Origin of the sequence: Paenibacillus sp. FSL R5-0912 (assembly GCF_000758605.1) — a bacterium.
GTDB lineage: Bacteria > Bacillota > Bacilli > Paenibacillales > Paenibacillaceae > Paenibacillus_AQ.
Genome location: NZ_CP009282.1, coordinates 2801319 through 2815782 on the forward strand (window position 1 = coordinate 2801319; position 14464 = coordinate 2815782).

The 14464-nt window shown below is 53.5% G+C and carries 13 protein-coding genes; 11 read left to right on the forward strand and 2 right to left on the reverse strand.

Features of this window, described 5'->3' with window-relative positions:
• Nucleotides 1-63: 63 nt before the first annotated feature.
• The 9 genes from R50912_RS11670 to R50912_RS34910 all read left to right on the forward strand — a co-directional run bounded on the left by R50912_RS11670 (nt 64) and on the right by R50912_RS34910 (nt 9538).
• Entirely contained in the window at nt 64-1812 is a 1749-nt protein-coding gene (locus R50912_RS11670) for a sensor histidine kinase (RefSeq protein ID WP_042234985.1), read from the forward strand.
• Nucleotides 1793-3403 (forward strand): helix-turn-helix domain-containing protein, encoded by a 1611-nt coding sequence (locus R50912_RS11675; protein WP_042234987.1) that lies wholly within the window; start codon nt 1793-1795, stop codon nt 3401-3403. Before R50912_RS11670 ends, R50912_RS11675 begins: the two co-directional genes overlap by 20 nt.
• Nucleotides 3404-3480: 77 nt before the next feature.
• Nucleotides 3481-4833 (forward strand): FAD-dependent oxidoreductase, encoded by a 1353-nt coding sequence (locus R50912_RS11680; RefSeq protein WP_042234989.1) that lies wholly within the window; start codon nt 3481-3483, stop codon nt 4831-4833.
• Nucleotides 4834-4856: 23 nt separating this feature from the next.
• Entirely contained in the window at nt 4857-6977 is a 2121-nt protein-coding gene (locus R50912_RS11685) for a 3-keto-alpha-glucoside-1,2-lyase-like domain-containing protein (protein WP_042234991.1), read from the forward strand.
• 168 nt (nt 6978-7145) lie between these two features.
• Entirely contained in the window at nt 7146-7397 is a 252-nt protein-coding gene (locus tag R50912_RS11690; protein ID WP_042234992.1) for a hypothetical protein, read from the forward strand.
• A gap of 126 nt (nt 7398-7523) precedes the next feature.
• Nucleotides 7524-7826 carry a HesB/IscA family protein gene (locus tag R50912_RS11695; protein ID WP_039308768.1) on the forward strand — a complete coding sequence of 101 codons (303 nt, stop codon included), beginning with the start codon at nt 7524-7526 and terminating at the stop codon, nt 7824-7826.
• A 42-nt stretch (nt 7827-7868) separates the two neighbouring features.
• Nucleotides 7869-8108, forward strand: coding sequence for a YuzB family protein (locus R50912_RS11700; protein WP_042234994.1), 240 nt, complete (start codon nt 7869-7871; stop codon nt 8106-8108).
• 359 nt (nt 8109-8467) lie between these two features.
• Nucleotides 8468-8830 (forward strand): hypothetical protein, encoded by a 363-nt coding sequence (locus tag R50912_RS35880; protein ID WP_231637830.1) that lies wholly within the window; start codon nt 8468-8470, stop codon nt 8828-8830.
• Between the two features lie 471 nt (nt 8831-9301).
• Nucleotides 9302-9538, forward strand: coding sequence for a hypothetical protein (locus R50912_RS34910; RefSeq protein ID WP_156123084.1), 237 nt, complete (start codon nt 9302-9304; stop codon nt 9536-9538).
• A 410-nt stretch (nt 9539-9948) separates the two neighbouring features.
• On the opposite strand, the gene R50912_RS11710 is transcribed toward R50912_RS34910, so the two are convergent.
• Nucleotides 9949-11082: a THUMP domain-containing class I SAM-dependent RNA methyltransferase gene (locus R50912_RS11710; RefSeq protein ID WP_042234996.1), complete on the reverse strand. Its 1134-nt coding sequence runs from the start codon at nt 11080-11082 to the stop codon at nt 9949-9951.
• 176 nt (nt 11083-11258) lie between these two features.
• On the opposite strand from R50912_RS11710, the gene R50912_RS11715 reads away from it, so the two are divergent.
• Nucleotides 11259-11888: an O-methyltransferase gene (locus R50912_RS11715; RefSeq protein ID WP_042234997.1), complete on the forward strand. Its 630-nt coding sequence runs from the start codon at nt 11259-11261 to the stop codon at nt 11886-11888.
• Nucleotides 11889-11924: 36 nt separating this feature from the next.
• Here the strand turns inward: R50912_RS11715 and R50912_RS11720 are convergent, their stop codons facing one another.
• Entirely contained in the window at nt 11925-13145 is a 1221-nt protein-coding gene (locus R50912_RS11720) for an MFS transporter (RefSeq protein ID WP_042135690.1), read from the reverse strand.
• 227 nt (nt 13146-13372) lie between these two features.
• Here R50912_RS11720 and hemE point away from each other — a divergent pair, with 227 nt between their 5' ends.
• Nucleotides 13373-14434 carry a uroporphyrinogen decarboxylase gene (hemE, locus tag R50912_RS11725; protein WP_042234998.1) on the forward strand — a complete coding sequence of 354 codons (1062 nt, stop codon included), beginning with the start codon at nt 13373-13375 and terminating at the stop codon, nt 14432-14434.
• The last annotated feature ends 30 nt before the right edge of the window (nt 14435-14464 follow it).

Genomic DNA, 14464 nt, shown 5'->3' on the forward strand with positions numbered 1-14464 from the left:
GGCAGCGATTATGGATTATAATAGGGACGTTGAATTTACATTACAGTACAAGGTGGATACATTATGAAATGGTTAAGCCGTTTTTCTTTCCATCGCAGACTGCAGTTCACGTTCCTGATCCTGATCCTGCTGCCTTTTATTGTCGTTACCTTCTGGTCGTACACCTCCGTGAGAGAGAATGTGAGTGATAAAATCTCGCGTTCAGGCGAGGAGACGCTGAAGGTTATCGGGAGTCAAATTGAAAAAACCGTAGACAGCATCTCGTTTGTCTCGGTCTATTTCTCTGAGGCTTATGATCCGGCCGTGCTGGAGAGTCTGCGCTATTTAAAAAACACCGGGAACTTCGGGAACTACGGAGTGTATACCCACTACAATAAACTCAAGACCACGGCCAATATATTGTCCGTTCAGTCGCTGGATGCCGATCTGCAGATTATGCTGGTTAACCGGGAGAACCGGATTCTGATCGGCAACCAGAATATTCCCGTCTTTTCGGGCCTGCCGGAGCAGCTTCTGCAGGAGAGCAGCAAGCTGAATGAGCAGGAGAAGATCTCACTGCAATGGTTCCCCTACGGCGGTGACCCATCGGCACCGGACTATTACTACGCTGTACGCTTCATTACCGATCCGCTGAATCAGGAGAAGCTGGCGACGCTGTACGTGGGTATTCCAAGCCATTATTTTCATACCCTGCTGGATACGGGCAATAGCGCGAATATTCTCTCCCTGGCCGATGGTCTTGGCAGAAGTATCGCGGTCACGGGCGGAGCGGATACCCCGAAGGAGAGTCAGATGCTGGTCAGTGAGGTCCGTATTCCAAAAGTGGGCTGGCTGCTCACCAGCAAGACGCCGCGCAGCTCTATCGACAGCCATATCAACCGCGAGTTTCTGGTTTCAATTTCGATCGTTGGTTTGTTCTTCCTGGCGTTTCTGATCCTGTCCATGCTGTGGGCCGGGTATATCAATAAGCCGATCAGTCTGTTGCGGGCAAGTGTCAAGCAGTATGTCGGCGGCAACCGCGCTGTGCGGATTCCGGTCCGGGGCAAGGATGAAGTTGCGGTGCTGTCATCAGCCTTCAACCAGATGCTGGATGATATGAATCAGCTGCTGCAGCAGGTCGAGAGTGAACAGGAGGAGAAACGGCTGCTGGAGCTTCAGGCCTTGGCAGCGCAGATCCGGCCCCATTTTCTGCTGAATACGCTCAATTCCATCAAGGTGGATCTGCTGCTCTCCGGGGACCAGCCCCATGGTGCGATGATCGATGCGCTGATGAAGCTGCTGCGCGTATATGTTCATGTAGATAAGCCGCTGGAGCTGGCGGAGGAGTGCAAGGTGCTGGGCAGCTATGTGCAGGTGATGCAGATCCGTAACCGGCTGGATATCGCTTTTGAATGCGTGCTGGATGAGAAGGTGGGCGAGGTTATGCTGCCAAGACTGCTGCTGCAGCCCATTGTCGAGAATGCCATCAGCCACGGCTTCTCTGCACGTCCGGCGAAGCCGGCGATCCTGCTCGAGGCAGCGTTTGAAGACGATATGCTTAAGATCAGCATCAGCGATAACGGCCGGGGGATGGCGGAGGATAAGCTCCAGCGTCTGAACCGGCGGCTGCAAGGAAATGAAGACACGGCCCTGTGGCCGGAAAAAGGGGTCGGACTCGTGAACACGGCACGCCGGCTGCAGGTGCTGTACGGATACCGCGCGCGGCTGAGCGCGCAGGCAAGAACAGATGATGATGGCATGACTTTTACCCTATATATCCCCATAACCAGTGAGAAGGAGGCGGTTCCCCTTGATGACCCTGATGCTGATTGATGATGATGTCCCGATGCTGGAATATGTAGAATATCTGCTCGGGTCACTGGGACTGGAGCTGCAGCTGGTGGCTTCGGCCTTCAGCAGTGAGGATGCGCTGGAACAGTTCCATGCGGCTTTGCCGGATGTCGTCATTATCGACATCGGCCTGCCGGGTATGGACGGGCTGGAGCTGGCGGACGCCTTCCGTATTACGAAGCCGGAGGTGCGCCTGATCTTCCTGACCTGCTATGAGGATTTCCATTACTCGAAGCGGGCCATCCAGCTGGAGGCGGATGATTATCTCATTAAGGATGAATTATCGCCTGAGCAGCTGAAGAGCAGCCTCAGCAAAGCGATGAGCCGTTTCAAGAGCCGCGAAGAGCTGCTGGAGCGTTATTCCTTCCGCCAGGCGATCGAGCGCAATAAGGAAGTGCTGAAGCAGAGCTTCCTCAAGCAGCTGCTGTCCGGTGCGGCAGACCAGGAGAATACGCTGGAATTCGGACAGCGCCTGGGGATCTCCTGGAAGCATCCTTATTTGCGCCACGGGTTTATCCATATGGATGCCGCCTCTGTAACCGAGCGTTACCGGTACAAGGATATTCCGCTGATTCATTTTGCCGTGAACAATATAGCGCTGGAGCTGTCCGCCGGAGAAGCTTCCATTACACCGATTATGAGCAGGGACGCTGACATTTATCTGGTCTGGAATGTAGCTGACCCCGGCAGCCCGGGGACGGGGCTGACTGATTTTATGCAATCCGTGCTGGACAAGGTAGAGCAGTACCTCAAGATTACCCTGCGGGGGTTCTATTCCGGGGCTTCCGTGCCGCTGCGGAACTTCGACTCGCTGTATAAGACGCTTATGGACAGCCGCGATTACAACTTCTATCATGCGGTTACGCCTATTGCCGCCCTTGAAGAACAGGCGGATTTCGGGCAGACGGCCGAATGGCGCGGAGATAAGGAACGCGGGATGCTGTCGCTGGCGCTGGAGGAGGGGCATGCCGCCTGGATTGATCTGGCTGTCAATCAATGGACACAGCAGGCAACAGCAGATAGGCTGCTGCCCCGGCTGGTGAAGGAAGCCTGCGGCAATTTCGTTCGCCAGATGGCCTTTGAAGCCGGAGGACTTGCCGAGGAGGACTTCTTCACCCAGCTGGAGCAGACGGTTCATATCCAGGAGGCGGCCCGCCTGACCAAGCGGGAGCTGCGGAATCTGTGGAGACAGCATACGCTGGCACCCGTGGCGGCGCAGGAGAAGGATATCCGGCTGCAGGAGGTGGACCGTTTCCTGGAGGAGCATGTGGACCAGATGGTGACCTCGACCGATATGGCGGAGCATCTGCATTTGAATGCCAGCTACTTCTCCCGCTATTTCAAGAAGCTGTCCGGCATCAATTTCACCGATTACGTCAATCAGTACAAAATGAATATGGCGATCACAATGCTGGCGCGCCCGCATGAGACGGTGGAGAATGTAGCCTACACGCTGGGCTTCTCCGACCGGGCGTATTTCTCCAAAGTGTTCAAGAAATACAGCGGGAGAAATCCCAGTGAATACAAAGCCGGGCCGGTAGAAGAGGGTACGGGTGAGGAACGAGCAGACTAGGCTAGGGAATGAACAACATCCCCATTGGAATCAATTCAACTTCAATCTATATAGGCTTGTATTAAGGAGGAATTGTAATGAGTGAAACTACGTTTAGATTACCTGCGGAAGTAATCACCGTTTCGCAAGAAGTGGATGTGCTGGTTGCAGGCGGCGGGCCTGCGGGCGTGGCGGCTGCGATTTCCGCCGCCAGAAGCGGAGCACGGACGCTGCTGATTGAGCAGCGCGGTTTCCTGGGCGGCATGGGCACCGTTGCCCTGGTGCCGGCCTTCTGTCCTTACAGTGACGGGGAGAAGGCTGTTGTCCGCGGCATCGGTCTTGAGCTGCTGGAACAGATGAAAGCGGAATGTGAGCCGGAATTCCGCGAACGCTTCGGCGCCGAGCTGGACTGGGTGCCTATCGATCCGGAGGTGCTTAAGCGCGTATACGACGATGCTGTGGCAGAGAGCGGAGCCGGGGTGCTGCTGCATACCATTGCCAGTCAGACTGTGATGGACGAGACCGGACGCAAGGTCCAGGGTGTAGTTATCGTCAATAAATCCGGCCGGAGCCTCATCAAGGCGAAGACAGTGATCGATGCGACAGGCGATGCTGATCTGGCTGCCCTGGCAGGAGCGCCGTTCCATAAAGGCGGGGAAGCGGGTGAGCTTCAGGCGGCGACGATGTGTTATCTGCTGGCTAATGTGGACCGAAAGCGCTTCCTGAAATATTTGAATGAAAGCGGCGATACCGATCAGATTCATCGGGCGGTGCAGCAGGCCCAAGCGGACGGGAAGCTGCCGCAGGGCCGGGATTCGGTCTCTGGCCTGTCCTGGGTTGCCGATTACCTGGTCGGCGTCAACTTCGGCCATGTCTTCGGCATCGACGGCTCCAGAGCGGAGGATTTGACCCGGGGGGCTGTGGAAGGCCGTAAGCTGGTCCTCCGACAGCTGGAATTCTTCCGGGCGTACGTGCCCGGCTTTGAACATGCCCACCTCGTGTCCACCGGTGAGCAGATCGGCATCCGCGAGACGCGGCGGATTGTGGGCGATTATGTTCTCACACAGGATGATTTCATGAATATGGTGTCCTTCCCGGATGATATTGCCCGCAATAGCTATTTCATCGATATCCATATGGCGCGCAGCAGCGGAGCCATGCATATTCACCATCTGCCGCCCGGCGAATCCCACGGCGTTCCCTACCGATGCATGCTGCCGGTTGGTCTAGATAATGTGTGGGTGGCAGGACGCGCAGCCTCCTCGGACCGCGTAGTGCAAGGCTCGCTGCGTGTGATGCCCAACTGCTTCGCGATGGGGCAGGCGGCGGGAATGGCGGCAGCGATGGCTGCCGGAACGGACAGCCAGAGCCGGAAGGTAGATATCACCGCACTTCAGCGCGGGCTGGTTCAGCAGGGGGCCTGGCTTGGTGAAGCTTTGGCTGCGTTATAACTAATTGCGGGAGAGTGATTAACATGTCAAGTAACCAAGTGAAACCTAGTTCAAGGCAAAGCAGGCCGGGCAGGCTCACCCTGCTGGGCATGATCGTATTTTTACTGTTCAGTCTCCTATCCGGCTTGTCAGGTCCAGTTGCAGAGGCCGCAGGGACGACGTATTACGTCGATTCTGCCCTGGGCAGCGACAATAGCTCCGGTACCAGTGAAACGGCAGCCTGGAAGACGCTGGGCAAAGTGAACAGCACTACCTTCAGCCCGGGTGACCGGATTCTTTTGAAGGCAGGCGGCGTGTGGACTGATCAGTATCTTGATCTGCAGGGCTCAGGCTCTGAGGGGAACCCGATCATAGTAGACCGCTACGGCAGCGGAGCCAAGCCGCTGATACATTTCGGCAACACCGCCGTGGGCGGTGAAGGCTTCGGGGTCAGATTACGCAATGTCTCCTACTGGGAGATCAATAATCTGGAGATTACAAGCGGACAGCAGCCCACGGATATGCGGAGAAACGGTGTGCTGGTTGTGGGCGAAGGAGCAGGGGCGGGGAACTTCCGGCATATTTATATCCGCAATCTCGACATCCACGATATCTTTGGTACGGACCGCAGAACGGGCGGAATTAATGTACATGCCCGGGGAACCAATACCGCAACCGAGAGCACCTGGGATGATATTCTGATCGAGAATAACACAGTTATCAACGTGGCGGATACAGGGATACAGACGATGACGGATGCTTTTTTCAATAGTGCATGGACTCATAAGTTCGATGCCTTCCGGGGTGTGGTGATCCGGGGCAATGTGGTGGAGAAGATCCACCGGGACGGCATCCTGGTCAGAGCCAGCGCCTCGCCGCTGATCGAATACAACAACACGAAATCCATTGGAGAAGCCTGCGAGGTCAATACATCCATTGTCAATTACCTTGAGGATATCACTGTCGTTGCGGCACAGTGGGCTTATTATACCAAAGGTGCTATTTTCCAGTACAACGAGGCCTCCGATACCCGGATGCTGGGCGGAGACGGCCAGCCGTGGGACTTCGACATTGAGGTGCACGATAGTATCTACCAGTATAACTATAGCTATAACAACGAGGGCGGCACACTGCTGGTCATGAACAACACGAATAATAATATCTTCCGCTACAATATCAGCCAGAATGATAAGGATGCGAACGGGGTGTTCCATCTGGTGAACGGCGGCGGCAATCTGTACGTCTACAACAATATCATCTACCGTTCGGGAACGCAGAACAAGGCGCTGACCCATGCGAGCAATACAGGAATGGCCTATTACACGAATAATATCTTTTATAATGCTGCCAGCGGTCAATACACGAACAGTCCAAGAATGACGTATGATCACAACAGCTTCTACGGGCTGAATTCGGGTGTTCCCAGCGATCCTAACAAAATCACCGGCAATCCCGGCTTCGTCAGTCCAGGCACGGCCACAGGACTCGCTTCGGCAGACGGTTATAAGCTGGCGCAGACCTCTCCGCTGATCAATGCCGGGGCGGTGGTTGCAGGCAACGGGGGTCTCGATTACTTCGGAAACACATTGTATAACGGCGTGCCGGATATCGGTGTATTCGAGTTCCAGGGTACAATCACACCGCCGGTTACCCTGCTTCAGGATGATTTCGAGGATAACAATTACAGCGGCTGGACGACTTCAGGCGGGGCATGGAGCGTAGAGGATGACGGTACGAAAGCTTTGACGCAGACATCGTCATCAGGGGAAGCGCTAGCCTATACAGGCGATGCCTCCTGGAGGAACTACACGTACTCGGCCAAAATTAAGCTGCTGAATGCCTTCGGCAACGCTGGATTGCTGTTCCGGTATGCGGATGCGTCGAATTATTACATGTTCAGACTGAATGATTCAGGCGACAAAGCGGAGTTGTTCAAAAAAACAGCCGGAACACTCACGATGGTAAGCAGTGCCGATGTTGCTGTTACGCCCGGACAGTGGACGGAGCTGAAGGTGACGGTCAGCGGCATTACGGTTACGGCTTTTGCCGGCGGTACCCAGCTGATCCAGTGGACCGATACGGCGGCGCAGCCGGCCGGAGGGAAAATTGGGATTCGGATGCATTCCAGCACTGCCCGGATCGACGATGTTAAGGTTACGGAATAAAGGTTAGCGGGATTGATGATCCGGTCAAATTTTAGTTAAAAATGAAACGATTTCTGCAAATTTGCGTAAGATAACAGCAAAGGGTATGGCCGCAATCCTTTCAACAGGTGCTTGGCGGCTGTGCCCTTTTCTAATGACATAAGCAAATGAAGCAGGGAGGACTACTCAATGAAATTCAGAAAACTGTTGTCGCTCAAACAATGGTCTCATATATTCCGCAGCTCCTGGCAATATATCATTTCACCGGACGTCGCGATGGGAGACAAGCTGCTGTTCACCATTCCTGCGCTGCTGTACTGGGTGCTGCCTGATTTCATGCCGTTTATACCCATTGATGACATCGGGGTGACGATGCTGCTGATGGGCTGGTTCGTCTCGCGGATGGACCGCAAATACCCGGCGCTGAAGAGCCTAAGATGACGGTTTTACGACACTTTTAAATGCTCTATCTGATGTATTTCAGCAATATGGTTGCTTTTACATTCTATATTCCTTAAAATGAATTATTGAGTATTTAAACTATAGATGCCCGGGAGATGGAATCGAATGAACGTCAAAATTACCCGCAATGCGGCTAAAGTGATAAAGAAAACTATGGAGCTTGAAGGCAACAGCGAGCTTAAACTGCGCGTAGCGATTACGCATTCCCACGGTGACCATGCCCATTACGGCCTGGATCTGGACACGCCTAAGGAGAACGACGTAGTCATCTCCACTGACAAAGAAATCGATGTTATTCTTGATCCGAACCAGCCGCTGCTGGATGGTGTGAAGATTGATTATCTCTACTTCCCTGAGGAAGGCTTCGTTATTACTAATCCGTCTAAAGGAAATCATGGCGATCACTAATTGATCCGCCCGTATTTTACGGACATAAAGAAGGGTTGCTTCATGGCTAACGATATAAGAATATGTGACGAGTGCAATCATATCAAAATGAAAAGCATCGTGCCCAAGCTGCTGAAGATGGCGCCTGACGCCGAGATCAAAACAGGCTGTATCTCCTACTGCGGACCTTGCGGCAAACGCCCGTTTGTCTATATCAACGGCCGTTACATCAGCGCTCCGACAGAAGATGAGGTGCTGGCCAAAGCGGAAGCTTTCGTCAAGCAGCCGGCAGTGAAGAAATAGATCAGCTCTGGTAGTGATAGAACACAAGAACAGCCTCTGCATAAGTTTGCGGGGGTTGTTTTGTTGTGCGAACTGTATGCGGACAAACGAATACATTGGTCTGATGCGGATAATTTCTATATTGACATTTTTGTATTGTGTTTCCAGACTAAAGGGACACACTATTTATAGATACAAGCATGCCCCGTCTCTCTTCCATTCGGAAGGAGGCGGGGTTTTGTGTAAATATAAGAATTTATATGCTGCGCATGACAACTTATCCTTCTATTTCTCGCTGAAACGCACCGTCGTTTCAAGGACGGCGTAGCCGTTTCTACTTGATTTAAATTCAAATTTTATTGCAGAATGAGGGGATGAATATGAGCTTTACGACGGAAGATGATCAATGGTTGAGCGATCATCTTAAACGAAGAAAGGGGGAGCGGCTTGATGCGCTAAAGCGGGGGCATGGCTATGGTAACCGCTTGTTTGTCGAGCAGGTTTGGTGGACGCTAGCCGGACATTTTCAGGGACTGCATCCGGAATATGAAGTTAAAGCCTGGCGCGGCAGATCCTACTTTGTCGATAAACTGTGGGAGATCGGATCTTCGCGTATTGCTTTTGAGATTATGGATTTTGGCTCACATGGCACGGATCGGAGTAAATATCAGGATGTATCTGAACCGGGGGCTTTTCCTGCAGTCACAGGAATGTATGGTACTATATATCGCTGGATGAGATGAAAGAAAATCCGTCTTTCATCCTTTCCGCGCTGCGGAACCTTCTGTTTCCTTATTTGTCGGCAGGAACTACAAATAAGGAAACAGAGAAATCCTATTCTAAAATTGAACGAGATTTGATGCGGTCAGCCATCCGTCACCATCTTGTTCTTCGTCCGGGTGATGCAGCGAGAGAGCTTAAAATACATACCACTACAGTCATTAAATACAGCCGCATGCTGGTGGAAAAGGGGGAATTTCGCCCTGTAGCAAGCGGAGGATCTCAGCGAATTATGTACTATGAGTATATAGGGTCGCTCCAAAGTCCAGATCTGGTATAAAGACTAATACGACCCGCGAATGTATGCGAAAAACCGACCACATTCGGAGCAATTGTGTTCGGTTTTTCGATTACATTTGGCTTACGTGGCTTACCCAGTCCAATTGTGTTCGGTTTTTCGATTACATTCGGCTTAAGCGGCGTACCCAGTAATTGTGTTCGGTTTTTCGATTACATTCAGCTTAAGCGGCGTACCCAGTCCAATTGTGTTCGGTTTTTCGATTACATTTGGCCTACGCTGTGCACCCAGTCCAATTGTGTTCGGTTTTTCGATTACATTTGGCCTACGCGGTGCACCCTTTCCAATTGTGTTCGGTTTTTCGATTACATTTGGCTTACGTGGCTTACCCAGTCCAATTGTGTTCGGTTTTCCGTTAAAATATGTTAAATAAATGAAAAGACGATGTTCTGTTTTTTAGCCACGCTGCTCATTTTCATGCTGGAGTTGTGCCTTGGAAGACATGTTTGTTTTCGCATACATCTGGCCCGGTTACCTTCGCGACAGCCCAATGTGTTCGGTTTTCCGCATACATTGGGCCCGCTTTCCTTCGCGGTAGCCTAATGTGTTCGGTTTTTCGCATACATTGGGCCCGGTTACCTTCGTGGTAGCCCAATGTATTCGGTTTTTCGCATACATCTGGCCGGGTTACCTTCGCGGTAGCCCAATGCAGTATTTGAGGGCCGGGCCGGTTTCTTTGCTTCAGCGGTTGGTTTTAGCACAAACAAGCCTTAAGTCCGCAGCGCAGACCGGCTGCACGGAACTTAAGGCTTGTTATCTGATCGTTGTTAACCGCCACTCCTGCTAATTACGCGGAGGCAGCGGACCGAGGTATTGATAGTATTGGCATTCAATCCGGCCGTTGTAGAGCTTGCGGCGCTTGTCCGCTTTACGTCCGTAGTATTGCTCGAATTCCTTGTACGGGCTGATGGCGAAGAAGGACCAGGTCGGCAGGTAGAGCATCATCTCGCCGAATTGGCGGGTCAGCTTCTCCACTTCCTTATCATTACTGATCCGCTCCCCGTATGGAGGATTCGTGATAATACAGCCATATTCGCCTTCCGGGCGGGCCTTGGCGGCAGCGATATGCTTGAAGGTGATCTCACCGGAGAGCCCGGCGCTCTTGGCGGCGGCTTTGGCAATCTCAATCGCTTCCGGATCAATGTCGGTGCCGGTCAGCTGCAGCGGGTAGTCGTCACGAACAGCGTCGAAGGCTTCCTCGCGGGCTTCTTCCCACAGCCGCCGGGGAATCTCCGGCCAGTGCTCGGACGGGAAGGAGCGGCGCAGACCCGGCGCGATATTCCAGGCGATCATCGCGGCCTCGATCAGAATCGTGCCGGAACCACAGCATGGATCGTACAGCGGCCGGTGGCCGTTCCAGCGGCTGAGCTGGATCAGGGCCGCAGCCATGGTCTCCTTCAGCGGTGCTTCGGTGGCCTGGCGGCGGTAGCCGCGTTTGTGCAGCGCCGGTCCGGTGGTGTCCAGGGTGATCAGCGCGATGTCATTCAGCAGAATGACTTCAACCACATATCGCGGCCCGTTCTCAGGGAACCACTCGGTACGGTACGACAGCTTCAGCTTCTCGACAATCGCCTTCTTGACGATCCCCTGGCAGGCAGGAACACTCGTCAGCTGGGATTTATGGGAGCGGCCTTCTACCGGGAATTCGCCGTTCTCGGGAATCCAGTCCTCCCAATTAATCGCTTTGACGCCTTCGAACAGCTCATCGAAGGTTTTGGCCGGGAACTGGCCCATTTTGACCAATACACGGTCAGAGGTGCGCAGCCACAGATTGCAGCGGCAGATGTCGATATAATCTCCGCTGAATAATACCCTTCCGTTCTCGACCGTGGTCTCATAACCCAGTTCGTTCAATTCACGCGCTACTACAGCCTCCAGCCCCATGGGGGCGGTGGCGATCAATTGTAATTTGCCCAAATGCTCTCAACTCCGTTTAACTTGTGGATAAATACGCAAAGCCAGTACAATAAGAGAAGCTTGCTCTCCATGTGAATGTGAACCATTAGAGCGTTCAGATATCAGTATAGGGTAATGAAGGGTTCTACACAATGCCCGTCCGTGCTACACAAAATGAAATTTAAAGGAGAATACATATGCAGAATCAGGAAGAATACAGCGAACAGCTATATACAGAGGATGATTTACTATTAAAAGTCAAACAGGCCATCGCAGCAAACGGAATGCCGGAGGTGTCCATCGCTCCAGGCTACGGCAGACTGCTGACGATGCTGGTTACCCTTTCCCGTGCCAGCCGGATACTTGAGATCGGTGCGCTGGGAGGCTACAGCGGAATCTGCCTGTGCCGCGGTTTCACGCAGCGCGGCAGCCTGACATCCCTGGAGCTTAAGGCTGACTATGCCAAGCTTGCCCATAGCCATCTGGAGCAGGCGGGCTTCGGGGACGCGGTAGAATACCAAATCGGCCCGGCGCTGGACAGCCTGATGCTGCTCGAAGCGCAGGGCCAAAAGTATGATTTCTTCTTCATCGACGCCGACAAGGAGAACTATCCGAATTATCTGGAATATGCGATTCGGCTCGCTTCACCGGGTGCAATCATTGCCGGGGACAACATCTTCCTGCGCGGCCGTACGCTCAATGCCGAGAAGAACGGACCGGCGGTTCAGGCGATGCGGCGCTTCAATGAGATGATTGCAGCCGATCCCCGCCTGAGCAGCACACTGCTGCCCGCCTATGACGGACTGGCCCTGGCGATGGTTAAGTAGCTAGTCCTCTCCAATCGGGGCTTGCCTTGTCTTAAGCTAACGGAACAACCGGGGTTCAGTCTTCTTGTACAGCTTGAGCCTTACCCAGACCGTATTAATCAGCAGGAACGCGCCGGAGATGATGAACAGCCCTTCGATCCCGATATATCCGGACAGGAAGCCGCCGATGACCGCGCCCAGCATATTGCCGAGTGCCAGTGTGCTGCTGTTGAAGCCGAAGGCCCGGCTCTCCTTGCCGTCAGGTGTGTAGGAACGGATCAGGGCGTTGACGCTGGGCAGCAGGCCGCCCATGAAGACGCCCATCAGGAAGCGGACGAGGATCAGCTGCCAGACGCTGGTCACGAAGGCCTGCGGGATCAGGAACAGCGCCGCGCCAATCAGCGCATAGGTCAGTATCCGGTGGGCGCCGACCTTGTCGCTGAGCTTGCCGAGCAGCGGAGAGGCCAGCATGTTCGAGATGCCGGTGACGGCACTGACCATGCCGGCCCAGAAGGCGATATTCACTGCGGAGCCGTGCAGCTTCTCCACATAGAGCGGCAGCAGCGACATCGGGCTGATCATGGCGAATTGCAGCAGGAACGTCACGCCGAACAGGGCAGGCAGCTGCGGCACCTTAGCCAGCTCCTTGAAGCCTTCGAGCACAGACACCTGCGGCACCTGCGCGGCTTCCACCCGGTCGAATTTCTCCTTGACCAGGAATAACGCGAGCAGGGAGGCAACGAACAAGAGCGCACCCACGACATAAAAGATCGGACGGAACCCAATCCAGTCCGCCAGCAAGCCGCCGATCAGCGGACCGAGAATCGTACCGGCTACAGCGCCGGACTGCATCAGTCCCATGGCGAAGCCCATACGCGGTTTCGGGGTGGTTCCCGAGACCAGCGCGATGGAGGCGGGGTTGAAGCCGGAGATGGTGCCGTTCAGCAGGCGGAGCAGCAGGAGCTGCATCGGGGATTGCGCGAAGCCCATCAGCACGATGACAATCGCCATACCGAAGCTGGAGCGCAGCAGCATGATTTTGCGGCCGTATTTGTCGGCAAGCTTGCCCCATAGGGGCTGAAAGATAAACGAGGTCAAGAAGTTTGCGGCAAAAATAAGTCCGGCCCACATCCCGATCGCGTGATCTCCGGTCACACCCAGGTCTTTAGCGAGATAAAGGGACAGAAAAGGGGTAATCATAGTCATGCCGGCATTCACCAGAAACTGGCCAAACCAAAGCACCATGAGGTTGACTTTCCAGGTCTCCCAATTCTTCAAAGTGCTTTCACTTCCTTTCAGGGGATTCAATGATAAATAGTTCACGAAAAATTGACATTATATCAGTATATCATAGTTTTTTAGCCGTGCAGTGCAACACTTGTCATAGTAATGTCATGGGATTGTCATTCCCTTAAGGGTGAAGCGGTTGTTACCCGCTGGCAAAAAGGGCATAATAATGTTATGTGTTTTCACAGTAACCTATCAAATCTTATGGAGATCTTATCATGACCTACAACGACACTTTTATCCGCGCCTGCAGACAGCAGAGTACGGAGCACGTTCCCGTATGGTACATGCGGCAGGCCGGCCGTTATGATCCCGAGTACCGTAAAATCAAGGAGAAATACTCGCTGCTGGAGATCTGCAGACAGCCGGAGCTTGCAGCTGAAATAACCTTGATGCCTGTGCGTAAGCTGGGTGTGGATGCGGCCATCCTATATTCAGACATTATGAATCCTGTAGCTTCCCTTGGCGTGAACTTCGACATCGTGAAGAATATCGGCCCGGTCATTGAGAATCCAATCCGCTCGGCGGCGGATGTCGACCGGCTGAAGCCGATTGATGTGGAAGGGGATCTGGGCCACATTCTGGAAACGATTTCCCTCCTCGACAAAGAGCTGGACGTGCCGCTGATCACTTTTGCAGGAGCGCCTTTCACCATTGCCAGCTATCTGATTGAAGGCAGACCCTCCAAGAGCTATCACCGCACCAAGGAAATGATGTTCAGCCAGCCCCGCGTGTGGGAGAAGCTGATGGAGAAGCTGGGCGATATGGTTATCGCATATCTTCGCGCCCATGTCCGAAGCGGCGGTAAGGCGTTCCAGCTGTTCGATAGCTGGGTTGGAGCGCTGGCCCCGCGTGACTTTGAAACCTATGTGCTGCCGACAATCACCCGGATTTTTGCCGAGCTGTCTGATCTGGATGTTCCGAAGATTTACTTCCCGGGTGTCAGCTCAGGGGAGCTGCTCCCCAGCCTTGCCAAGCTCCAGGCCGATGTGATCGGACTGGACTGGCGCGTAAGCCTGACCGAAGGCAGACGCAGAACTGGCGGAGGATTCGCGATTCAAGGCAATCTGGATCCTTATCTGCTGACCGCACCAATGAACGTATTGAAAGAACGGGCGAAAGAACTGATCGATGAAGGCATCAGACAACCGGGTTATATTTTTAATCTGGGCCATGGATTATTTCCTGAAGCTTCGTTGGACACACTTAAGGAATTAACGGATTATGTACATGAGTATTCAGCAGCGGCCTTGAAACAGGCAGCCGGACCGCTGGCGTAATTAAAGCAAGGTACATGAGATAGCAGCAAT

Coding starts and splice junctions, on each gene's coding strand:
- R50912_RS11690 (WP_042234992.1), top strand. CDS start 7,146: ATGAAATTCAGAAAACTGTTGTCGCTCAAACAATGGTCTCATATATTC.
- R50912_RS11670 (WP_042234985.1), top strand. CDS start 64: ATGAAATGGTTAAGCCGTTTTTCTTTCCATCGCAGACTGCAGTTCACG.
- R50912_RS11675 (WP_042234987.1), top strand. CDS start 1,793: ATGACCCTGATGCTGATTGATGATGATGTCCCGATGCTGGAATATGTA.
- R50912_RS11715 (WP_042234997.1), top strand. CDS start 11,259: ATGCAGAATCAGGAAGAATACAGCGAACAGCTATATACAGAGGATGAT.
- R50912_RS35880 (WP_231637830.1), top strand. CDS start 8,468: ATGAGCTTTACGACGGAAGATGATCAATGGTTGAGCGATCATCTTAAA.
- R50912_RS11700 (WP_042234994.1), top strand. CDS start 7,869: ATGGCTAACGATATAAGAATATGTGACGAGTGCAATCATATCAAAATG.
- R50912_RS11680 (WP_042234989.1), top strand. CDS start 3,481: ATGAGTGAAACTACGTTTAGATTACCTGCGGAAGTAATCACCGTTTCG.
- hemE (WP_042234998.1), top strand. CDS start 13,373: ATGACCTACAACGACACTTTTATCCGCGCCTGCAGACAGCAGAGTACG.
- R50912_RS11695 (WP_039308768.1), top strand. CDS start 7,524: ATGAACGTCAAAATTACCCGCAATGCGGCTAAAGTGATAAAGAAAACT.
- R50912_RS11685 (WP_042234991.1), top strand. CDS start 4,857: ATGTCAAGTAACCAAGTGAAACCTAGTTCAAGGCAAAGCAGGCCGGGC.